The sequence below is a fragment of the Runella sp. R0.1_18 genome, assembly GCF_057652155.1.
Genome location: NZ_JBYFCK010000026.1, coordinates 17859 through 39237, shown reverse-complemented (window position 1 = coordinate 39237; position 21379 = coordinate 17859). Strand labels below are relative to the sequence as shown.

The following is a 21379-nucleotide window of genomic DNA, read 5'->3' as shown; positions in this document are numbered from 1 at the left end:
AGCCGATTGCCGCAGTCGGCTCGAAGTTTTTTGGATTCATGGAGGGCTACGTAGCCTATTTTTCAAAAAATAAGGTAAAACAAGATATTAGAGTCTCTTTTACAGTATAATTACGATTCCACCCATTAGAACGTTGAACTTAAATTTGTACCCATATTTCTATTCCTATGTTCACTAAACACCGCTCTATCCGCGCATTTCTAGTGGCTTCCGCCCTGTTTACACTAGCGGCGTCTTTTACAATCCTTAACAAAACGGAGCCCGCTGTCAACGGCCGCGACAACCCGAAGGTGGAAAAACTTCGTCTTCAGCCTGGTTTCAAAGCCGAGCATTTGTACAGCCCCTCTGAGAACAAGCAAGGTTCTTGGGTTGCTATGACCTTTGATAACAAGGGCCGTATGATTGCTTCTGATCAGTATGGCACACTCTATCGTCTTGAGTTACCCCCAATTGGTAGCGCAGGGGCACCCAAAGTGGAAGCTCTAAAAATGGGAAAAGGTGCAACAGCTGATACACTCGGAATGGGGTATGCAAACGGGCTATTGTATGCGTTCAATAGCTTGTATGTGATGATTAACAACAGTAAAAACAACAAAACATTCCCACGTAAAAGTGGTTTGTACCGTTTGCAAGATACTGACAATGATGACCAATACGACAAGCTTACCTTGCTAAAAGAGCTCGCTGGCGATGGCGAACACGGCCCTCACAGCATTATCTTATCGCCTGATAAACAATCACTTTATGTCATTTCAGGAAACCATACCGACGTTCCTAAAATGGATGCGTATCGTTTGCCTGCGACTTGGCAGGAAGATAACCTTTTCCCGCTTATCAAAGACCCACGCGGCCACGCCAACGACCGTATGGCACCTGGTGGCTGGATTGCCAACGTTGACCCAGAAGGCAAAAATTGGGAGTTGATCAGTGCAGGTTATCGTAATGCCTTTGACATGGCCTTCAACGAAGTAGGTGATTTGTTTGTCTATGATGCCGACATGGAATGGGATTTTGGTTTACCTTGGTACCGCCCAACCCGTATTTGTCACGCTACGAGCGCCACTGAATTTGGCTGGAGAACAGGTAACAGCAAGTGGTCTGCGACTTGGCCTGACAACATGCCTGCTATCATGAACATTGGGCAAGGCTCTCCTACCAACCTTGTTTATTTGAGAGATGCCAAATTCCCCGCTAAATACAAGAAAACATTGTTGGCTTTCGACTGGAGTTTTGGTATCATGCATGCCATTCACCTCAAACCTTCAGGTTCAACTTATACGGGCGAACACGAAGAGTTTATTTCGGGTATTCCGCTTCCACTTACGGATGGGGTTGTTGGCCCAGACGGTGCCTTGTACTTCATGACGGGTGGTCGTCGTCTTGAGTCGGATGTATATCGGGTATATTACACAGGAACAGAAAGCACTGCCTCTCCTGCCCCAACAGCTCTTACAAAAGAAAACGAGCTTCGTCGTAGCTTGGAAAAATTCCACGGCGAGCCAAACGCAAAAGCAGTAGCAACGGCTTGGCCTTATTTGAAACACCCAGATCGTTTCATTCGTTATGCAGCACGTTTAGCCGTTGAGCACCAACCCGTTGCAGAATGGCAAGACAAAGCCATTAGCGAAAAAGACCCAATTACGTCTATCAACGCCATCATCGCGCTTGCTCGTCAAAACAAAACTGAGTTAAAAGGAGCAATGCTTAACTCATTGTTAAGCATTAACTTCAAGTCGTTGACTGAACCTCAGCAAATTGATTTATTACGTGCCTACGAGTTGGTGTTCTTGCGCACAGGAGCTCCCGATGCTGCTACAGGTTCAAAAATTGCCGCAGCGTTGAATCCATCTTTCCCCGCAAATGCTAACAGCTCTGACCTAAACCGTCAATTAAGCAAAATTCTGATTTACTTAGAAGCTCCAGGTGTAATCCCTAAAACATTGGCCTTGTTGGAAGCCAAAGAACAACCTACGAACCTTACCGCAGGTGGTGAAACGGCAACCGCATCGGCTGAGTTGATCATGCGTAACCCCCAATACGGTTTGGACATTGCTGACATGTTGAAAAGTATGCCTCCTGCCCAGCAGACGTACTATGCCACCATGCTTAGTTTAGCGAAAAAAGGATGGACTCCTGAGCTCCACGAGCGTTATTTCAAGTGGTTCTACAAAGCATTTAGCTTTAAAGGTGGACGCAGTTACGTTGGTTTTATCGACCGTGCGCGTAAACTAGCGTTGAAAAACGTACCAGAAGGTAAAACGGCTTACTACGACAAGCTTTCGGGTGGTGAGTTATTGACCAAAAATGGCAATGACCTTACAAAAGTCACCTATCCAAAAGGCCCAGGTCGTCAGTGGAAACTTGATAACGCCGTAGCAGCCGTAGATGGTAAATTGACAGGTCGTAACTTTGAAAATGGCAAAAACATGTACGAAGCCATCACTTGTAACCGTTGCCACAGTATGCGCGGTGACGGTGGTAGTATTGGGCCAGATTTGACACAATTGAGTACACGTTTCTCAACCAAAGACATGCTTGAGGCTATCATCGAACCTAATAAGAGCATTTCTGACCAATACGCAGCAACGCACTTTACGCTCAAAAACGGGGAATCAATCGTGGGTCGTTTGACCAACGAAGATGCCAATGCCTTCTACGTATCGCAAAACCCGTACGAGCCCGAAAAAACGATGAAGTTGCTCAAGAAAAACGTAGCTTCTCATAAGTACTCGCCAGTTTCTATCATGTATGGCAATTTGATCAATAGCCTTAACGAAGAAGAATTGAAAGATTTGATGGCGTACTTGATGGCAGGTGGAAACGAGAAAAACGCCGTTTTCGCACCCAAGTCAGGGGATACTCAAAAAGGCGACAAATAAAAGTCGATACACTGTTTTAAACAAAAAAGGGAGGCCAAAGCCTCCCTTTTCTTTTGCTATTTCCCCAACTCCTGCTCCCAGTGCGTGGGAAGGCCGTCGAGGCTAATCAGGTTCTTTTCTCCAACGTAGTCACGTAATCCCTCTTCACCTTTTTTCTCAGCCCAATCGAAGTGAATCGAACGCTCGCCTACGTAGTCAAACAACGGAATGCCAAACCCGCAGGAGGTTTGCACCAAGTTGATTTCGGCAATGATGAGCTGACGCGTACTTGGAAAAGTCGTAAAATGAGGTGCATACTTTTCCCATTCAGGCGTGTGAGGTAACACTACTTTTCCGCGACCGTAGAAGCGCAAAATATTGGGCGTTTTATCGAATGAGCAAAACATGAACGTGATTCGCCCATTTTCGAGGGTATGGGCCGAAGTCTCGTTTCCGCTTCCTATCAAGTCCATGTACCCCACCTCGGTGTCGGATAGGATTCTGAAACTATCCACTCCCTTTGGCGATAGGTTGACGTGGCCTTCCGTACTACTCGGAGCCGTAGCGACAAAAAATAGATGTTGTTTTTCGACAAACGCCCGGTGCGCTTCTTCGATTTTTGGATAAAACTTTCCCACGCTGTTATTTTTTTACAATTGGCAAACGGATTTGTGACGGATACAGGGTTGAGTGGTGAATTTGGTTATGCGCCACTACTCCTTGTTTTTCATCATAATTATTACCACCCGTATTCAAATTTCGTTCAAAACGAGGAAAATTACTGCTCGAAACTTCAATGCGGATGCTGTGGCCTGGCGCAAAATAGTTAGACGTGGACATCGGGCTGAGGGTCAATTTATAAACTTTGCCTTTTTCCATCATCACTTCCTTGTCAAACCCTTCGCGATAACGTGCGCGCAATATCGTTTCGTCCAAATTATACGCTTTGCCGTCGGGATATACATCCAAGATTTTTACCGTAAAATCAGTATCCTTCGCGTCTGAAGACACGTACAACGTCGTTTCGATGGAACCCGTCACTTCTACGCCGTCTTTGAACGGTTCGGTCGTATAAACCAAAATATCATTCCGCGATTCCATTTGGTGCTGGTCAAACGAACCACCCTGGACGGCATTGCCCGTACAGCACACGTTGCCACCGTACGAAGGCACTGGATACGCAGGGTCGTAGGTGAATGAATCCATTTTATCGTCTTTGGTCAAAGGCTGAGTCGTCAATTTCCCGTCGCCGTGTAGGCTGTTGGCCCGTCCCCCACTGTTCAAATAATAAGTCGTCATTTCGGCATTAGCAGGCGGCCACGTCTCCGACGATTGCCATTTATTTGAGCCCATGGTATAATATTTAACGCGCGGTGTTTTTTCCGCAAACCCGTTGGCCTCTCCTTTCAAGTGCAGGTCAAACCAACCGTACGTCATGCTGTCGTAATCCAAGCGCGCATCGCCCACGCTGCGTTCGCCCACTACGGTATTTTCCGTCGCCCGTTTGTAGGCACAGTGGAGCGTAGGCGCAATCACTAAAAATTGATTATCAGCAACTTGTTTGTTTTTGGCATTTTTACGAACGTGGTTAAACAACGCCAAGTTGGGACTCGACGACACATCATACCACGACACAAACCAGTAGCTCGGCTTGTTGAACGGCATGTTGTCGTGATACAGTCCACCCTTAAACCACTCAGGGTCATTGGGTTTACGACGAATCATATTTTCATACACCCCCTGTTGTCCGTTTACATTTTTGATAATGTCCGAAACGGGCAAGTGACGCAAGGCTTTGGACCAATCGACGGGAGGCATTTCGGTTGCCAAATCGAAGTACCGCGATACGCGTACGAGTTGCTCTTGGGTAGCATTTTTGGGAAATTCGGGGCGAATCACGTCGTTTTGAGTGCCGTACAGCCAAGCCGTGAACAGCATTTGTTGCGCACCGCCACGGTACCAGTTGCCCTGTTCCCAAAACTCCCCTACTTTACCTACGCCTGCTCCGTATCCTTGGGGAATCATTGCCGCGTGCGCAGGGTGGTCGAGAGAAGCCACAGCCATTTGCCACTCAGCGGTGGACGAACAGCCAAGCGTCCCGATTTTGCCGTTGCTCCACGGCTGTTTCGACATCCACTCAAAGGCGTCATAGCCATCCGTCAGCGGCGTACCTAAAATATCCCACGTTCCTTCCGAAAAGAAGCGACCGCGTTCATTCTGAACCACATACGCATACCCTCTCCGCACGGCTTCGTAGGCCGCTTGGTACGTTCCAGTACGCATTTCGCCGTTCCCCCATGAGTTGAAATTGTAAGGCGTTCGGGAGAAAATAATGGGGACAGGTTTGTCACCTTTGGGCCGATAAATATCGGTGGCCAGCCGAACGCCATCGCGCATGGGCATCATTACTTTTTGGTCGATGACCGCAATGGCTTCGAGTTTTTTTAAGATTTCGTCCTGCGCTCTGGTGCTAAGCGAAACAAGGAGAATGACAACGAGAAGGTAACTTAGTTTTCTCATGTGATTAGTTTGGTGATAGAAAAAAATGGTACGTCAATGCTTTAAAAGCCAAAGCAAGCCCATTTTTAACGCCCAACCAAGCCACTAAAATGGAAGATGGAGAATAATTTTCAACACCGACGAAGCTTGTGGCTCGCGGAGGCTATTGCTTTGGCTATGTATTACACAACCTGTTGGTAGATGATTACTTTACAGAGAGTTTGAGCAGAAAAAGGTGTAAATTGCATAAAAAACCCGCCTAGATATGTCTAAATATATCAATCCTTATACCGATTTTGGCTTTAAAAAATTATTCGGTGAAGATGCCAACAAAGATTTATTGATTGATTTTCTAAACCAACTACTACCCCAAAAACACCAAATTACAAATTTGAATTTTCGCAATGTAGAGAGTTTTGCCGAACTAATTCATGAACGCAAAGCTATTTTTGATATTCATTGCCAAACCCAAAGTGGTGAGAAAATCATTGTGGAAATGCAAAAAGCTAAGGTAAACTTCTTCAAAGACCGCTCACTTTTTTATTCTACTTTTCCCATCCGTGAGCAGGCCAAAAGAGGTGAGTGGGATTTTCGCCTAACTCCTATTTACATGATTGCCATTTTGGATTTTCAGTACGATGAACAAGAAGAAAAACAGAAGTTTCTCAGAAGTGTAAAGCTGAAAGATCAGGATGGCGATGTCTTCTATGAGAAATTGAATTTCAAGTTTTTGCAGATGCCACTCTTTACAAAAGAGGAAAACGAGCTGGAAACTCATTTTGATAAATGGATTTACTTCCTAAAAAAGCTAGAAGGCTTTGATGAAATACCCGCTATTTTGAAAGAACCTATCTTTGAAAAAGCCTTCAGAATTGCCGAAATAGCCAACATGACGGCCTCTCAATATGCTGAATATCAAGAAAGTTTGTTAACGTATATTGAAGTAAAAGAAGTCGTAAAAACCGCAGAATTAGATGGCGTCAAGAAAGTTGCAAAAAAAATGTTGTCGATGTCATTCCCCCTTGAACAAATTATCGAAGCAACGGGCTTATCCAAAGAAGAAATCGAAGAGCTTTAATTGACGACGATTGCACCTCTCGGAGGCTTAATACAAATAACTTCGCTTTGTCACCTCGTAGAGGTCTAAAACCGCTTGTTTGGAAGCATACAAAAGCGGTTTTGGGCACTTGTCCGTATTACACACTGTTTATTTTTAGTCACGGGGATTTTACTGACTATGGAAGCAGAAAGTGAACAACTTCGCTTTGTCACCTCGTAGAGGTCTAAAACCGCCTGTTTGGAAGCATATAAAAGCTGATTTAGCACTTATCCGTATCGCGAACACACTGTTTATTTTAGAGTAAAATCTCCCTAAAGAAGATTTCGCAACATGAAAATATCTCTTGATTTTTTCATTCATTTCCCCTCATTTTTAGCATCATTTTAGTAATAAAATCCTTAACTGGGTTAACTTTATAAATATCAGAACCACTAAATTTAACCACTGTAAATCCTTCTGTAGTTAAATCCCTTAACCTACGATTATCATTAGCTATTTGTTCTTTAGTATGATGATAATCGAATCCATCGCATTCAATCGCATATTTAGATATTTTATGCCATTCGTTATCGTGGAACTTTTTTAAAACAAATGCAAAATCAATTCTATACTCACGAATTTCAAATTGAGGATAGATTTCTAGTATCCCAATTATAGTTTCATTACGTGTAATTTTGTTATAAAAATTTTTATTCTGATTAGCTCGATATTTCGGATTAACAACATCATCTATATTAAACTCATCTCCATCTATGTTAAAAAAACTATTTTCAACATGAGTAGTTTCTATTGTGCTAATCTGTATTCCATGTATTTTGACCCTTTGACCGTTCCAAATAGTGTAATTAGATGATGAATCATAAGGCTTATTATTATTAATACATTTACTTAAAAACTTCAAACTTAGAGTACCTAAAACGTCATAATTAGCAATGTAACTTTCAAGAAACATATCAACTACTATATTTAAAAATTGTTGCTCAATTGGGGATTCACAAAGATTAAAAACTGAGCTTAGGTATTTTTCAAACTTCCCTGATAGTTCTCTGGGGTACATACAATAGTATTATATTTAAGTATTTTTAACCAAAAATAGCGAATTTAGAACCCTTTTAATTCCAACATTCTTTTTTAAGCTTCCTAAGAACGTACTATTAGTAGAAAAAGAGGCAAATGAAGCCATCTTAGCCTCATAGGAGCATAATAGTAATGTTGTAAAGTTTTACCTTATTGAGGTTATTTCTGGAAAAAGCTAAAATGAATAATGTACAAAAAAGAAAATCGACAGGTTTTGGCCTCTCAGCTGGATAAAAAAGCACTCCAACTACTTATCAGCAGATAGTTTTTGCTGAATAGACTTTACAAACTCGATACTCACCTCCGCCACATCCGCAATATCTTCAATAGTATTTTTATTCTTTAAAAGTAATTTTGTTACAACCTGTGAAGCCTTTTGTAAAGTAGCTTCTTGAATTTTTTTATTCTCATTTTTTACAGCCAAAGCATTAGCCGAAAGTGTCATTTCATAGGCTAATTTTTGTTCTGGTGTCATATTTCGTAAATCCACCTCTGAGATGGCTTTTTTTAACCATTCTTCGTCCCAAAATTTAGGAAACTGGGATGTGTCTGTAACTTTATGTAAGTTTTTCATCGTATATATCAGTTTATCTAAATCATTTTCAATATCATTTTCTTGTTTTTCGAATTTGTCCAATTCTACCGTAACAAACGTAAGTTGGTCGTCAATAGTTTCGTTCTTGTCATTTCTTAGAATAGCAATATTTTGATAATCAGCAATTTGCAAAAAAATAGTCTTTGCAAGAATACCAATGCAGTAAATTTTAGGCAAATTTTCAAAACGATACTCCCCTTTCTTCACCAAAGTATTAAAACGATGAAGTGCGTAAAACTTCATACGCTGGATAAATTCGGGATACTCACTTAATTGCATTTCTACGATAAAGTGGCTGTCATTTTCGTCAATACAAGCAATGTCATAGATACCACTTCGACTATCAACAGTTATAGCCGTAAGTTCATTTTTGACAAAATTAACCTCTTTGATAGCAACAGACGAGTTTATCAAGGCTTGGAGAGCCTTTTTAAGAAAAGTGGTATCACTTTCATTACCAAAAGTAGCCTTAAATCCGTAATCCGAGAGGATTGAAATAAATCTTCCGTTGTCGTTTGCTATGTCCATACGGCAAAGTTACACAAAAGAAACCATTTAAAAATACAGGCAAAAACAAACTGATAATCAACACATTGCAAAGATATCCTTTATTTAACATTCGCATTCTCTTTGTAGAAGAATACAAATAACTTTGCTTTGTCACCTCATAGAGGTCTAAAACCACTTGTTTGAAAGCATACAAAAGCGGATTTGGCACTTACTTTGGCGCAAACACACTGTTTAATACAAAATAGTTGCGCATAAGTTTTAGAGTATTAGTTTGTATTGCTTCGGAGAAGCTTAACCTTTGTAGAGAGTAGAGAGTCGTCCATCAAGTTCGAATCTTATTGCTTCGGAGAAGCATAACAATACAACACGTTATGCTTCCGCAGGGGCGACCCCGTCCGAAGCAATAATTTAAAAAAACTCCTGCTCTACAAATGTTGCGCCTCTACCGAGGCTAATTTGAATTCCTCAAAATTTTTGTTCAAATTCTTAACTGTATTGTAAATAGCCTGCGGAGACACTAGGCCACAAGGATTTTATAGACCACGGAAGTGAAAACGCTACAAGTTGGTTAAACTTTGGATTGAAAACCTATTAATACAAATTCGCTCAGGTTAAACGCATTAAAAATAAAGGAGCCTCGGAGAGGTGAAATCTTAGTAGAAAAAGGCAAATAAACACCACCCCAAAGCCCCATCGAGGTGACCGACACCTGGTGAAAGATGTCACCCCCATGGGGCTTTGGGGAATGTCTAATTTATTTTACTACTAAGATGTAGCTCCTCTGGAGCAATGAATCGCAGTTATTTATTTTAATGAGTTCCACTTTAATATTTCTCACTAAATCAAAAAGTAAAACCAAAAAACTGGTTCTTGGTAAAATATTGATCATAAATGATTTAATTCATTTTATACCTAAACGATTTAGAATCAGGTTCAATTTCCCAAAAATCTTCTCCAATTATATATTCAATAGATTTTGTCACGACATAAAAACCATCATCTTCATCAGTCTCTCCTTCAATTTTTTCACCATCATCATACATTCTTTCACCATTGAATTCTTGTACTTCTCTAATAGTATTCTGATTTTCAGAAAGTTCCAATGCAAAAACCATTGAAGTTTCCGACGCTACAAATTGTGATATTTTAAGACCTTCTGAAAAATCATTCAAACTATATTCTATCGGTTCAGATAGAAAAACTAGTGTCCCTTTTTCTGTAAAGTAGATATCACAATCATTATTATCTTTATGATAAGTCATAGCTTCCTCAAAATAAATTTCCTTGTTATAGGTTAGTTGCCTTGATAATAGTCGTTCAAGAAAGTGAATCTCATCTTGGAGGTTTTTATTTACAGCAATACCTGAAAAATTAAATCCCATAATTTTGATTATTTTTGTAGTGATAAATTTTTAATAATTTACAAATGAGACCTTGTTAAACCTCGATGTTATCCGAACCATACAAAAAAGCCATTTTTACCTCCAAAATTAAGTTACCGAAAACCTTCACCAACCAAATCAAAAAAAGGCAGATTTACAACTAAAAAGTCATAAACCTGCCGAAAAAGTTATTAAGAAGAAAAAAGGGCTATTTCAGTTTCTCCTGAAACAACTTTAAAATACGTTTGTACTCGTCGGTCCAGCTTGAGGCTTCTACAAAACCGTGGTCTTCCATCGGATAGGCGGCCATTTCCCAGTTCTCTTTTTTCAACTCAATGAGGCGTTGTACCAAGCGGTACGAGTCTTGGATGTGTACGTTCACATCGACCATCCCGTGGCAAATCAACAAATGCCCCTGCAAGCCTGCGGCGTGGTAAATCGGTGAGCTGCGGCGGTACGCTAAGGAGTCCGTTTGGGGTTCGTTGAGGATGTTGGCCGTATAACCATGATTATAAGCCGCCCAGTCTGTCACGGGGCGCAAGGCCGCTCCCGCCGCAAATACGCCAGGTTTGGTAAACATCGCCATCAACGTAATAAAGCCCCCGTACGAGCCCCCGTAAATCCCGATACGTTTGGGGTTGATGCCGTGCTTTTCTACCAAGTACTTTGCCCCGTCCACGTTGTCGTCAAGGTCTTTTCCGCCCATAAAACGGTAAATGCCCGTACGTACGTCGCGGCCATAGCCTGCCGACGCACGGTAGTCCATGTCAAGCACCGTGTAGCCCATGTCCACCAACAAGTTATGGAACATATACTCTCTAAAATACTGACTCCACCATTTGTGGGCGTTTTGCAAGTACCCTGCGCCGTGGACAAACACCACAGCCGCCCCGTTTTTCTTTTTAGGAACGTACAAACGCGCATATACGTCGGTACCGTCGGTGGCTTTTACCGTAATAATTTGAGGCTCGCGCCACGCGTAACTGCGAAACTCTTCCGACGTAGAGTTGGTAATTTTGGTCGGTGTCACATTGGCCTGATTATCTTGCAAATACAATTCCCAAGGCTGCGTACTCGACGAATAACGAATCAAAAGTTTAGACTCATCGGGGGAAAGCGTCGCGTCGTTGCTTCCCGTCATTTTGGTCAACGCCGTCCGTTCTCCTCCCGTTACCGACATTTTGTAGAAATGCTGCTCGCCTGGGTGAACCTCGTTTGAGGTAAAGTAAATCGACTTTTTATCGCGCGATACTTGCGCCTGTTGTACTTCAAATTTCCCCGAAGTTAAGGCTTTGCGGGTGCCATTGGCTACGTTGACGCTGTACAAATGCGAAAAACCAGTATTCGCTTCCGAATGAAACATAATCGTCTCGTTATCAATCCAATTCAACGAAAAGCTCCCAGGACCACCTACCCACGCTTCGTCGCGAACGCGGTCGAGGGTTTTTAATTTGGCCGTTGCAGGGTCTAGCAGCGCAATCCAACGGTCTTTGTTGTCTTGCGAACGTACCATCACCACGGCATACTTGCCATCTTCTGACCACGACAAGCTCATAAAGTTTACTTTGCGCGCCGCAGGCTTTTTCGCTTTGGTGGTATCTTGCTTGTAGTCCTTCAAATAATCGGGTTTATCGTTGATACCCGTCAGGTCTTTGGTCGATACTTCCAACACCGTGTCGCGGGCAATGTTATAAACAAACAACTGCGACGTAGGCTGCGCCACCCCTACTTTGGTACGCGCAGGAATATCTTCCGTAAAGCCAGACTCCGTCACGTAGTTAGGCACAATCGTCGGCTTGGTGCCTGTCGCTGCTTTTACCGAACGATACGTCACAAAATCACCTTTGGGCGACAACGTCACGTTATCAACTTGCCCCTCACCCGTATAAATATCCTTCGGGCGCTTTGGCAAATCGGCTTTTGCTATCTTCGCTCCTTCTTTTTTCTTGTCGGAGCGTTCTTTCAAAATCTCAAACATCGCCAATTGATCCGCTTTCAACCATTTTTCTTGCTCACCTGCGGCGGCTTCGGGGCGTTTGTTTCCTGCTTGAAAACTAGTCAATTGGGTCAACTCTCCCGTCGCCAACGTCAGGGCATACAAGTTAAGACCACGGCGAAAAACGGCTTTGGTTTCATCGCCATTAAACGACACATTCGACTCATTATCAGTTGTATTTGTCAACTGACGCGTTTGGTTTGTTTTCAAATCCAACCAAAACAAGTCACCATTTTTGGTATATAATTTTTGGGTAAATGCCCGATTATAGACTCCAAATTGGCTAGGCAACGCTCGACGCTCAGCGGGAGTCACTTTACGGGTTTGTTTCGACGAAAGGTCATACACGTACAGGGAGTCGCTGGTGGCTTTATCGGGGTTCCAACTAAAATAAACCTTGCTTCCGTCTTCGCTCCAAAACGGGTTCGACGGTGCTACTCCCATCCACTTGGGGTCGCGCATGATTTTATCAACGGAAAGGGGGGCGAGTTTTTGGGCAAACAAAGAAAATGAACTCACCACAACAGCGCAACAAAGTGAGAATGCGCGGAAAATTTGGCTCATAGGGTTGTAAGATGAAGAGTTAGTGTTTGAATAAAGACATTAAATGACCAAAACAAACAAAAATTACCCATTATTCCATAAAATGATGACCTACTTGGGCTTTGCGTAGATAAAAAGCAGAAAAACGGCTTTTAGACAAGTAATTCTGACAAACATCATTTTTTTAGCAAGTATAGACGATTAGCATTGTTTCCAAAACCAACTCACTCACACCTTGCGACCCAACATTAGTTACGCCTCACCCCAAGAAGCGCTCGCTTGCATCCAATCTGGCCACCGCGTATTTGTTCACGGCAGTGCCCAAACGCCTACGTATTTACTTCGTCACCTCGCCCAAGAAGCTCCTCGTTTACAGGACGTGGAAATTGTGTCTATTACCGTTTATGGCGATGTTTATGTTGACAAACCTGAATTTAAAGGGCATTTTCACATCAATTCGTTGTTTGTTTCGGAAAGTATCCGCAAGGCCGTCAACGAAGGCCGTGCCGACTACGTACCCGTTTTTTTGAGTGAAATTCCAGAATTATTCAACCAAAAAATTCTGCCTGTCGATGTAGCCATTGTCCACGTTTCGGTACCCGACCAGCACGGGTATTGTTCGTTGGGAGTCTCGGTTGACATTGCCCGTTCGGCCGTCAACAACGCTCGTTATGTCATTGCCCAAGTCAACCCTAACGTGCCCCGCACCCACGGCGATGGGATGATTCACGCCAGCCGTTTTCATGCCATGGTCTATTGTGAAAACGCCTTGCACGAAGGTAAGTTTGGGGGAGCGGTCTCGGAAGTGGACCAACAAATTGGCCGCTACGTGGCCGAGCTCATCGACGACGGCAGTACGCTTCAAATGGGCATTGGCTCCATTCCCAACGCGGTGCTGCAATGTTTGTACAACCACAAAGACCTCGGAGTACACACCGAAATGTTCAGCGACGGCTTGATTGATTTGTTTGATAAAGACATCATCAACAATAAGTGTAAAGTCATCAGCCCCAACAAAACCGTCACGGGTTTTGCCTTGGGTACCAAGCGGTTGTACGATTACGTCAATGATAACCCTGCGTTTTCGTTTTTAGACATTGATTTTGTCAACGACCCGCACATCATCAAACAAAACCCCAAAGTAGTGGCCATCAACAGCGCCGTGGAAGTGGACGTAACGGGTCAAATTTGTTCCGATTCCATTGGAACGTTGCAGTATTCGGGCGTGGGTGGACAAATGGATTTTATGCGGGGAGCGGCGTTGAGTCAGGGGGGAAAACCGATTATTGCCTTACCGTCGCGAACGCAAAAAGGCGTATCACGCATTGTGCCTTTCCTCAAACAAGGGGCTGGCGTGGTCACTACCCGCGCCCATGCTCATTACATCATTACGGAATACGGTTCAGCTTATTTGTTTGGCAAAAACCTTCGTCAACGCGCCAAAGCTCTCATCAACATTGCCCACCCCGACGACCGCGAAGAACTCGAAAAAGCCTGTTTTGAGCGTTTTAAGGCATTGTAAATTAGAAAAAGATGTCACCCCGATGGGGCTCTTTGATTCTAATCTAATTCATTTTTTCTACTAAGATGTAGCTCCTCTGGAGCAATAAAGGGTGAATCGGGTTGCTCACAACCCGATTTTTACTCCCAGCAAAATCATCAACTAGTTGAAAGTACCTTGACCATTTTTTTATAATTTCATCAAAAACGCCGAAAGATATGGTCTTTATTATGGGAGTTTTACGCAAGCCACGCTCCAACAAAATTTACACGCACGAAGAATATTTACGTATTGAAGAACGAACAAAAAGCAAGAATGAGTTTTATAACGGATTAATTGTTCCTGTAGCTGGCGCAACCCTTCTACACAATCAAATTTCCACCAATATTACCACAGCCTTAAAAATAGCTGTTCGTGGATTAAGGCAGAAATATCTTGTTTTGAATAGCGATCAAAAGATTCGAATCGATTCAGAAGATACGACTGTTTACCCTGATGCTTTGGTTATTTGTAAAAAGCCTGAATTTTGGAACGGCCGCGAGGACATCATTGTCAATCCCTTTGTCATCGTGGAAGTCCTATCAAAAAGCACCCAAAACTACGACCGAGGCGAAAAATTTATGTTGTACCAGCGGCTTCCTTCGCTCAAAGAATATATCATCGTTGAGCAACATACTCCCCTTGTTGAGTCTTGGTATCAATTGGAAGAAAACACGTGGCAAAAAACGGCAGCGCAGGGTACGGATGGGCTTTTGTCGATTCGTTCGTTAGGCATCACGTTGCATTTGGATGAAGCTTACGAACATATTGATTTTTGATACATCAATACAACACCCAAAGGCGACCCGCTTGTTTTATTCCCTTTTCTTGGTTTTGAACCACGTAGCTATACACACCTGCCTGAACTCGTTGGTCACGGTACATGCCGTCCCACGAATTTTGGTAAGCATCTTTTACATGAAACAACAACTCCCCCCAACGGTTGTAAATAAACATTTCTAACGTAGCAAAATCGCCATTCTTTTTTATTTCCAAACGGTCATTTACTCCGTCGCCATTGGGAGAAAACGCATCGGGGACTAGGATTATATTGGAAAAAACAAGCCTAGTTGCAGCCTGATTGACACATCCGTTTTTATCGGTCACTCGAAGCGTATAAGTCATATTTTGTTGAACCGAAGCGATAGGCGTTGGAGAAAATGGGTCATCAAGTCCTTCCGCAGGTGACCATTGAAATTGTTCATTCATTGGGTCTTTTGTTTGGGGTTTTAGCGTAACATTTTCACCTAAAGCAACGCTTTGAGAAGCAGGAAGGTTGATTTCAGGAAGGGGTAGCACAACCAACGAACGGGTCTGCCTGCCAATACAACCCGTAGCAGGGTCTTTAAACTCGTAGCTCACCGTATGACTTCCTACACCTATTTCGCTAATAATTAGACTACTGTCTGCTATTCCTTTACCAATAAAAACACCTCCTGAAGGCATTGCCCGCAAAGGCACAACGCCCGATGAATTAAAACAAACTTGCCCAAGCGAGTCAAAAGTAATCACTGGCGGCGCTTGCAGACTCACGTTCATCGGTTCTGACAAGCTACTGCAACTCCCCTCAATTACCTTGAGCCGATACGCTCCTTCCCGCTTTACATAAAGCGTCGAAGAAGATGGTATCATCAGTTGATCATTGTAATACCATTCTCCTGCTTGCTGGGCGGTTTGGCTACCTTTAAGCAGAAGAGAATCTCCCAAGCAAAAAGCCGTTCGGTCGGCCGAAATTTTGGCTAATGGTCTATCCACAACCACTACCTGTACCGTATCCCAGGCCGACACCGAGCAGTTAGGTCGAAGCTGAGTAGTAACCCTAGCTATATACGTTCCTGCTGATTGGACAGTCAATAGCGACGTTACCTGTCCCGCTACAATTTCCCCGTTTCTGTACCATTTGTACTGATAAGTTGGGGAGTCGGTTACGCGCAACACCCCATTTCCATCAGCACAAAAACGCAAGGTGTCAGAGGGATTTAGCTGAACAGTGGGTGAAGGAGCATTCTTTACGCTAATCGTCAACGAGTTGGTGTCACCTATGCACGTCAAGGGAGAACTGACGATTACACGGTAGTCACCTGGCTGAGTGACGCGCAAGGAAGTCGCATTCGCTCCCGATAAATTTAGATTATCCTGTTGCCATTGATAGGCGTAGTCTTTCTTCTCTGCCGTCACCAAAGTAATTTCCGCTCCTTCACACAATTCTACTTCCTGAACTGGCTGATTAGGCTTAGTCGCATCATAAACCAAAGGCACTTCAAGCGTACTTCGCTGGCAATCAACTACGGGGAGTTGGAAATCTCGCCGAACGTAACCGATGCGTTTTCCTCCTCGGTATTCCTCCACCAAAACGGTAAAAACATAGAGTCCTAGCCGATTCGCTGTCAGCGACATTAAGCCCGTTCGAGGATGAATGACAGGAGGACGTGGCCCTGGAATCACGCTGGCCAAACTTATGCCTGTAGCCCACTTTACCTCATCAAACCCACCGCTCCGCCCTAGTCTTCGGTAAGGGGTAACCAGCGAGTAACGTAATTCGTCACCGTCGGCATCAGTGGCTTTTGAGTTAAAATCAAACGGTTTATTGATACAGATATAATCACCGTTGGGAACGCCAAAATCTGGGGAAGAATTGCGAAACTCAACCCCGTTTTGTGTAATGGCAGGAAACTGCAATGAGACTACTTCCTCGGCAGTTATTGGGTCCTGAATATTGGTAATAGTGTTGTTTCGACAGCAACTTGAATAAACGAGTAAATACCCTTTTGGGTCATTGAAGATAGCAGGGTCTAAAAAAAGCTCATGCAAAAAGTACCCTGTAGCAGTTCGTAATTTGCCTTGTTGGACACAGACGGCATTTTTATAAGCTAAAGGTTCAAATCGCACACGCGACATGGTAAAGGTTTTGATAATATTTCCATTAGCTACCGACTGAATACTACATTCAGCTGCTTTTTCACTATTTGAGATAAGCGCACTACTTTCGATATCAAAAAAAAGCGTCAAACTGATTTGATAGAAGCCTTTTTGAGGTAACGGTTTCATGCCAAAATTCCCTCCAAAAATATGGGTAGCAGAAGCCCAATAAGGTGTAGAAAACACTAAACTACACAACAACAACTCACGTAATCGTTTTTTCATACCAAACGTTTCAAAAGAAGTGACACCTTCATTTTAAAACGTTTGAGAGAAATTTTTAGTGTAACGAATGAAGGATTTTTGAATACAGCTGTGGGTCGGGTTATGAGCAACCCGACCCACAGCTATCGACTAAATATCTGAATAATCGGTAGGGTATAAAAGGCGCTGGTCATTTTTTGACACATTTTTTTGATACTCAGGCATGGCGGAAAGTTTTTTCCAGTATTCATCCGCACTAAACGACTTCCAATGTGCATCGCGGTCGGGGCGATTCTCAAACGTGGTGAGGTACATCAGATTAGGCATTCGGCTTCCTGCTACCACTTCACCGTAAAATACTGCGTTGAAATTTAAGCGTTTAAAAAGCCCCACTTCGTCGCCATCGTTGAACATCTTAATCTTATTTTTTGAAATCTTTTCCGTATGCCCTTCGTAGCTACGAAGTTCATATACACGCTCTTTCATCGGCGATTTCAACTGAGGCAAATTGTAGCGCGGATTCTTCTCAAACGCCGTCAACAAAATGGTTTCGATACGGTCGTACGGCGGTTCGGTATAAACCGCATCCAAATACGCTTTTCCGTCGGCCCAATAGGCTTTATCGGAGGCTAATTTTTGTTCTAATTTGAAAAAATCGTCTTGCGACTTAAACGGAATAAACACATAAATCAGCTTTTCGTCGGCAGGTTTTTCGGGATTGGGAATGGGTTTAAACACACCTACATGAGCGATACCTAAACGGTGAAGCGCAGGCAAATAGGCTTGTTTCAGGAAGTCATCTACTTTTCTTTCCTGCTCTTCGTTTTTTAAATGATATACTTTAATTTGGTAAAAATCACGCTTTGCCAATGCTGAAAACCCAGCTAGCAAGCACACAAGGGCAAAAATGAATAATTTTTTCATAGGTATAACCAATTTATTTGGGAGAGCAAAGTAAGAACTCCTCACTCCCCCAAACAATATACTGTTGCCAATTTTTCCACTCACAATTTACAAAGCAAAAGCCCCTTAATTTGAAAAATCCATTTCATTTTCGGCAAAGTTACACAACACATCCAACCACTCACTGAGCGTTATTCCCTTTGCTGTTAACGTATATTCTACCCGTACAGGCACTTCTTTTTCGTTTTCCGTTCGGGTAATCAGCTTATACCTTTCCAAAAGTTTCAGTCGGTCGGCTAACACATTGTCGCTGATGTGTTTAAGATCTTCTTTGATACTCGAAAAGCGCCCATTTCCCTCTTCGATGCTAAACATGACTTCGGTCAACCATCGTTTACTCAACAAATGAATCAACTCATTGAGCGCACATTTTTCCTCCAGAAAAACTTGGTTTTGGTAGTTGGTCGAATTTAGTTTACGTTCCGCCATAACTCATTTTTTTATCAGCAAAAGCCATCAGTTATTGGATTCCTACCTTATATTTTTCGTAAAAAAGACCGCAATTGTTCGATTTCCTCATCCTCAATAGCAGGAAAATTGGCAATTCGGAACGTATTATTTTTCCATTCGCCGTAGCCATTACCCAAAGTAATTCCCGCCAAAATAGCTTCTTTTTTAAGCGCAGCTATCGCTTGAGGCTCCCCTTTAACGGCAATGACTGTATCCGAACGGGTCGCTTTGTTTGTCACCAAAGGTTCCCAATTAGTCTCATTTTCAATAAATTGATACAGGCTTTCAGCACGTTCAACCGTTCGTAGGTCAATGGCAGAAATTGGCTCAAGTTGCTCCATGACCCGCATCAACAAATATACCCCAAGCGTGTTTGGCGTATAATGCGTTTGGTACTTTTCAAAGTTTTCGTGCACAAATAATAAACTGTTGTAGCGCAAAATATCATTGATAGCGCGCGCTTTTGCTAGGGCTTTGGGCGAACATACCATTATCCCCATGCCTGCGGGCAAACCAAAACATTTTTGTACGGAAGCAAACCAGACATCTCCGAGCGTCCAATCAAAAGCAGTTCCTCCCATCGACGAAGTAGCATCCACAGCAATCAGGGCAGGGGTCAACGAACGAATTTCAGCCAACTCCTGCATCCGTATTTGTGTACCATTGGAGGTTTCGCTGTGGGTCAAACACAGTACTTCGTAATCGCTGAGGCGTTGACGATTGAAAGCCGCACTCTCCTCTCCTTCCTGAAACAAATGATACGGTAAGGTTTGATCAATTGGGAACAACGACCCCGAAGTTTGCGGAACGATGTGCGAAGCGTAACTAAACCATTTTTTACCAAAAGCTCCGTTGTAATGGTGGGCGCTGTGTTGCTGAGTCAACGACTGCGCCACAATCTCCCAAGCCTCCGTGGCCGACGACACCAAATAAATGGAATAATCGGTGGGTATCGCCAACTTTTCGTGCATCAACCGCAGCGTTTCTTTTAGCACGTCCATGAAGCCTTGGCTGCGGTGGTTCATGCTCAGAATCCCCGAACGATACGCCTCCTGCAAGTACTGCTCGACTTGAGGGTAAATTTTGGATGGACCAGGGTAAAAGGTTATCATTAGATGTAAAACCGAAAAATTTATGAACCGAAAAATGTAAAACTAACTACTCTGCGCCGTATCAATGCTTTTTTGAAAAATTGCAACCAGTTGTCGAGCCTCCCCTACTAAGTTCTCGTCCGAATACATTTTTGCTTTCGACAACATTCGGAGATTAATGGATGTTTCGCGCAACTCTTTGAGAGCCAGCTTCATTTTATGGACAAAATCTTTTCTGGATTCCGCCGCTTGGGCCTCACCGTAAAGTAAAGCAGGAGCCGTTCCTGACCTCAACAGTTGATCCGCTAAATGTTTACCCGCAGCTGTTTTGGGCAATTTTTCACTGGCTTCGATGATTAAAACACCAAAGTCAATCAATCGTTCCTCCAAATCAAATTTTCGACTTTGCATTTTTAGCTTTCGGTTTTACATTTTTCAGTTTTGCATTTTTCGGTTCAATTAGATTCTTTTAGCTCATTAGATACCGAACCGCTAATTCGTAGCCTCTTAATCCTAATCCTACAATGACACCTTTTACACGGCTGCTGAGATAGCTGTGGTGACGGAAAGCTTCGCGGGCGTGTACGTTGGAAATGTGGACTTCGACCGCAGGCGTTGTGACGGCCGAAAGAGCATCGGCGATGGCTACCGACGTGTGCGTATAGGCACCAGCGTTGAGCACAATTCCGTCGAACGTAAAACCAATTTCGTGGATTTTGTCGATGAGCGCCCCTTCGTGGTTCGACTGAAAATAATGCAGTTCTACTTCAGGAAAAAGTTGCTGAAGGGTTTGGAAGTAATCTTCAAAGGTTTGGCTTCCGTAAATAGTGGGTTCACGTTTGCCCAACAGGTTCAAATTGGGGCCGTTGATGATAAGTATTTTTTTCACTGGTTGGTCGTTTTAATTCAATTGCAATATTACGACCTTCCAGTGGTACATTCAAAACTTGTTTTGGTCTCTTATATTTTTCGACGCCTCGCTACGGCCACCCCAAAACCGTCCATCATTTCGAGCCAATCTTTAGCCAACACTTTTATATGTAAACGATTCACCAAAACGCTCTTGTTGGCCCGAAAAAATATAGGTGGTAATTCCTTTTCAAAGGAACCAAGCGTGCGCGCCATCAACAACGTTCGACCGTCGGCCAGCACAAAACGGGTATAGTTTCGGTCAGCTTCAAGTCGAACGATGTCGGCTATACGCAATCGTAAACGCCCACGTAGAAGTACCAAATAATTTCCTGAGTTTGGTAAATGAGATAAAGCGTTCATCATTGGTAAAGGATTAAAATTTAGATTTACTTCTCTTTATTCCAAAAATACAAAGCCCCAATGGCCATAATAGCCCAAATGGCCATGTCCATCACAATCGTTTTATGAGGCGCCATGTGTCTCACGTTCAGGTTGTAATAATAGATTACTTCAGCCAAAACGGTTAAGAAAACGATGGACAACAGCCAGCCCCTGCGGGTTGCTTTGTCGGTTGAGCGATACGCTACATAGCCCAAATAACCCATGGCCAGTTGGTAGCCTCCTAAAAAATTAAACAAAGAGAGTTCGTTGGCATTGGGGGAAACCTGGCCAAAGTATTCGGAAGCCATTATTGGAGCAACAATCGCTGGCAAGCCCAGCAACAAGCTGTAAACCGTTACAATCAGAATAAAAGTGTTCGTTTTCATAAAATAATAAGGT

The 21379-nt window shown here is 43.1% G+C and carries 18 protein-coding genes; 4 read left to right on the top strand and 14 right to left on the bottom strand.

Features of this window, described 5'->3' with window-relative positions; genetic code table 11:
* The first annotated feature begins 167 nt into the window (after positions 1-167).
* On the top strand, positions 168-2879 hold the full coding sequence (locus AC23P2_RS27625) for a c-type cytochrome (protein WP_487776186.1): 2712 nt from the start codon (positions 168-170) through the stop codon (positions 2877-2879).
* Positions 2880-2935: 56 nt separating this feature from the next.
* Here the strand turns inward: AC23P2_RS27625 and AC23P2_RS27620 are convergent, their stop codons facing one another.
* Complete coding sequence (locus AC23P2_RS27620) at positions 2936-3496, bottom strand: pyridoxamine 5'-phosphate oxidase family protein (RefSeq protein WP_487776185.1); 561 nt, start codon at positions 3494-3496, stop codon at positions 2936-2938.
* Between the two features lie 4 nt (positions 3497-3500).
* Positions 3501-5378 carry a CocE/NonD family hydrolase gene (locus tag AC23P2_RS27615; protein ID WP_487776184.1) on the bottom strand — a complete coding sequence of 626 codons (1878 nt, stop codon included), beginning with the start codon at positions 5376-5378 and terminating at the stop codon, positions 3501-3503.
* 244 nt (positions 5379-5622) lie between these two features.
* On the opposite strand from AC23P2_RS27615, the gene AC23P2_RS27610 reads away from it, so the two are divergent.
* Positions 5623-6435 (top strand): Rpn family recombination-promoting nuclease/putative transposase, encoded by an 813-nt coding sequence (locus AC23P2_RS27610; RefSeq protein WP_487776183.1) that lies wholly within the window; start codon positions 5623-5625, stop codon positions 6433-6435.
* Positions 6436-6769: 334 nt separating this feature from the next.
* Here AC23P2_RS27610 and AC23P2_RS27605 read toward each other — a convergent pair whose 3' ends face one another.
* The 4 genes from AC23P2_RS27605 to AC23P2_RS27590 form a co-directional block, all read right to left on the bottom strand.
* The gene (locus AC23P2_RS27605) at positions 6770-7474 is read right to left on the bottom strand and encodes an endonuclease domain-containing protein (RefSeq protein ID WP_487776182.1); all 705 of its coding nucleotides are present in this window, start codon (positions 7472-7474) and stop codon (positions 6770-6772) included.
* Positions 7475-7741: 267 nt separating this feature from the next.
* Complete coding sequence (locus AC23P2_RS27600) at positions 7742-8617, bottom strand: Rpn family recombination-promoting nuclease/putative transposase (protein WP_487776181.1); 876 nt, start codon at positions 8615-8617, stop codon at positions 7742-7744.
* Positions 8618-9495: 878 nt separating this feature from the next.
* Positions 9496-9981, bottom strand: a complete 486-nt coding sequence (locus AC23P2_RS27595) for a hypothetical protein (protein ID WP_487776180.1) — start codon at positions 9979-9981, stop codon at positions 9496-9498.
* 208 nt (positions 9982-10189) lie between these two features.
* Positions 10190-12541, bottom strand: a complete 2352-nt coding sequence (locus AC23P2_RS27590) for a prolyl oligopeptidase family serine peptidase (RefSeq protein WP_487776179.1) — start codon at positions 12539-12541, stop codon at positions 10190-10192.
* Positions 12542-12755: 214 nt separating this feature from the next.
* Between AC23P2_RS27590 and AC23P2_RS27585 the strand changes: the two genes are divergently transcribed.
* Positions 12756-14042, top strand: coding sequence for an acetyl-CoA hydrolase/transferase family protein (locus AC23P2_RS27585; RefSeq protein ID WP_487776178.1), 1287 nt, complete (start codon positions 12756-12758; stop codon positions 14040-14042).
* A gap of 197 nt (positions 14043-14239) precedes the next feature.
* Positions 14240-14839 carry a Uma2 family endonuclease gene (locus AC23P2_RS27580; protein WP_487776177.1) on the top strand — a complete coding sequence of 200 codons (600 nt, stop codon included), beginning with the start codon at positions 14240-14242 and terminating at the stop codon, positions 14837-14839.
* 4 nt (positions 14840-14843) lie between these two features.
* On the opposite strand, the gene AC23P2_RS27575 is transcribed toward AC23P2_RS27580, so the two are convergent.
* The 8 genes from AC23P2_RS27575 to AC23P2_RS27540 all read right to left on the bottom strand — a co-directional run bounded on the left by AC23P2_RS27575 (position 14844) and on the right by AC23P2_RS27540 (position 21366).
* Positions 14844-17204, bottom strand: coding sequence for a T9SS type B sorting domain-containing protein (locus AC23P2_RS27575; RefSeq protein ID WP_487776176.1), 2361 nt, complete (start codon positions 17202-17204; stop codon positions 14844-14846).
* Positions 17205-17333: 129 nt separating this feature from the next.
* Positions 17334-18107 (bottom strand): NIPSNAP family protein, encoded by a 774-nt coding sequence (locus AC23P2_RS27570; protein ID WP_487776175.1) that lies wholly within the window; start codon positions 18105-18107, stop codon positions 17334-17336.
* Between the two features lie 105 nt (positions 18108-18212).
* Complete coding sequence (locus AC23P2_RS27565; protein WP_487776174.1) at positions 18213-18575, bottom strand: winged helix-turn-helix transcriptional regulator; 363 nt, start codon at positions 18573-18575, stop codon at positions 18213-18215.
* A gap of 47 nt (positions 18576-18622) precedes the next feature.
* Entirely contained in the window at positions 18623-19708 is a 1086-nt protein-coding gene (locus tag AC23P2_RS27560; protein WP_487776173.1) for an aminotransferase class V-fold PLP-dependent enzyme, read from the bottom strand.
* Positions 19709-19750: 42 nt separating this feature from the next.
* Positions 19751-20098 (bottom strand): four helix bundle protein, encoded by a 348-nt coding sequence (locus tag AC23P2_RS27555; protein ID WP_472491919.1) that lies wholly within the window; start codon positions 20096-20098, stop codon positions 19751-19753.
* A 58-nt stretch (positions 20099-20156) separates the two neighbouring features.
* A complete protein-coding gene (gene aroQ, locus AC23P2_RS27550; RefSeq protein WP_472491918.1) occupies positions 20157-20576 on the bottom strand; it encodes a type II 3-dehydroquinate dehydratase in 420 nt (139 codons plus the stop codon).
* A 71-nt stretch (positions 20577-20647) separates the two neighbouring features.
* Complete coding sequence (locus AC23P2_RS27545) at positions 20648-20962, bottom strand: LytTR family transcriptional regulator DNA-binding domain-containing protein (protein WP_487776172.1); 315 nt, start codon at positions 20960-20962, stop codon at positions 20648-20650.
* Between the two features lie 23 nt (positions 20963-20985).
* Entirely contained in the window at positions 20986-21366 is a 381-nt protein-coding gene (locus AC23P2_RS27540) for a hypothetical protein (protein ID WP_487776171.1), read from the bottom strand.
* Positions 21367-21379 lie beyond the last annotated feature (13 nt).

Excerpts from the sequence above, each read along its gene's own strand:
- AC23P2_RS27610 (WP_487776183.1), top strand. The coding sequence starts at position 5,623 with ATGTCTAAATATATCAATCCTTATACCGATTTTGGCTTTAAAAAATTA.
- AC23P2_RS27590 (WP_487776179.1), bottom strand. The coding sequence starts at position 12,541 with ATGAGCCAAATTTTCCGCGCATTCTCACTTTGTTGCGCTGTTGTGGTG.
- AC23P2_RS27560 (WP_487776173.1), bottom strand. The coding sequence starts at position 19,708 with ATGATAACCTTTTACCCTGGTCCATCCAAAATTTACCCTCAAGTCGAG.
- AC23P2_RS27555 (WP_472491919.1), bottom strand. The coding sequence starts at position 20,098 with ATGCAAAGTCGAAAATTTGATTTGGAGGAACGATTGATTGACTTTGGT.
- AC23P2_RS27615 (WP_487776184.1), bottom strand. The coding sequence starts at position 5,378 with ATGAGAAAACTAAGTTACCTTCTCGTTGTCATTCTCCTTGTTTCGCTT.
- AC23P2_RS27545 (WP_487776172.1), bottom strand. The coding sequence starts at position 20,962 with ATGATGAACGCTTTATCTCATTTACCAAACTCAGGAAATTATTTGGTA.
- AC23P2_RS27565 (WP_487776174.1), bottom strand. The coding sequence starts at position 18,575 with ATGGCGGAACGTAAACTAAATTCGACCAACTACCAAAACCAAGTTTTT.
- AC23P2_RS27625 (WP_487776186.1), top strand. The coding sequence starts at position 168 with ATGTTCACTAAACACCGCTCTATCCGCGCATTTCTAGTGGCTTCCGCC.
- AC23P2_RS27575 (WP_487776176.1), bottom strand. The coding sequence starts at position 17,204 with ATGAAAAAACGATTACGTGAGTTGTTGTTGTGTAGTTTAGTGTTTTCT.
- AC23P2_RS27600 (WP_487776181.1), bottom strand. The coding sequence starts at position 8,617 with ATGGACATAGCAAACGACAACGGAAGATTTATTTCAATCCTCTCGGAT.
- AC23P2_RS27580 (WP_487776177.1), top strand. The coding sequence starts at position 14,240 with ATGGTCTTTATTATGGGAGTTTTACGCAAGCCACGCTCCAACAAAATT.
- AC23P2_RS27540 (WP_487776171.1), bottom strand. The coding sequence starts at position 21,366 with ATGAAAACGAACACTTTTATTCTGATTGTAACGGTTTACAGCTTGTTG.
- AC23P2_RS27605 (WP_487776182.1), bottom strand. The coding sequence starts at position 7,474 with ATGTACCCCAGAGAACTATCAGGGAAGTTTGAAAAATACCTAAGCTCA.
- AC23P2_RS27570 (WP_487776175.1), bottom strand. The coding sequence starts at position 18,107 with ATGAAAAAATTATTCATTTTTGCCCTTGTGTGCTTGCTAGCTGGGTTT.
- AC23P2_RS27595 (WP_487776180.1), bottom strand. The coding sequence starts at position 9,981 with ATGGGATTTAATTTTTCAGGTATTGCTGTAAATAAAAACCTCCAAGAT.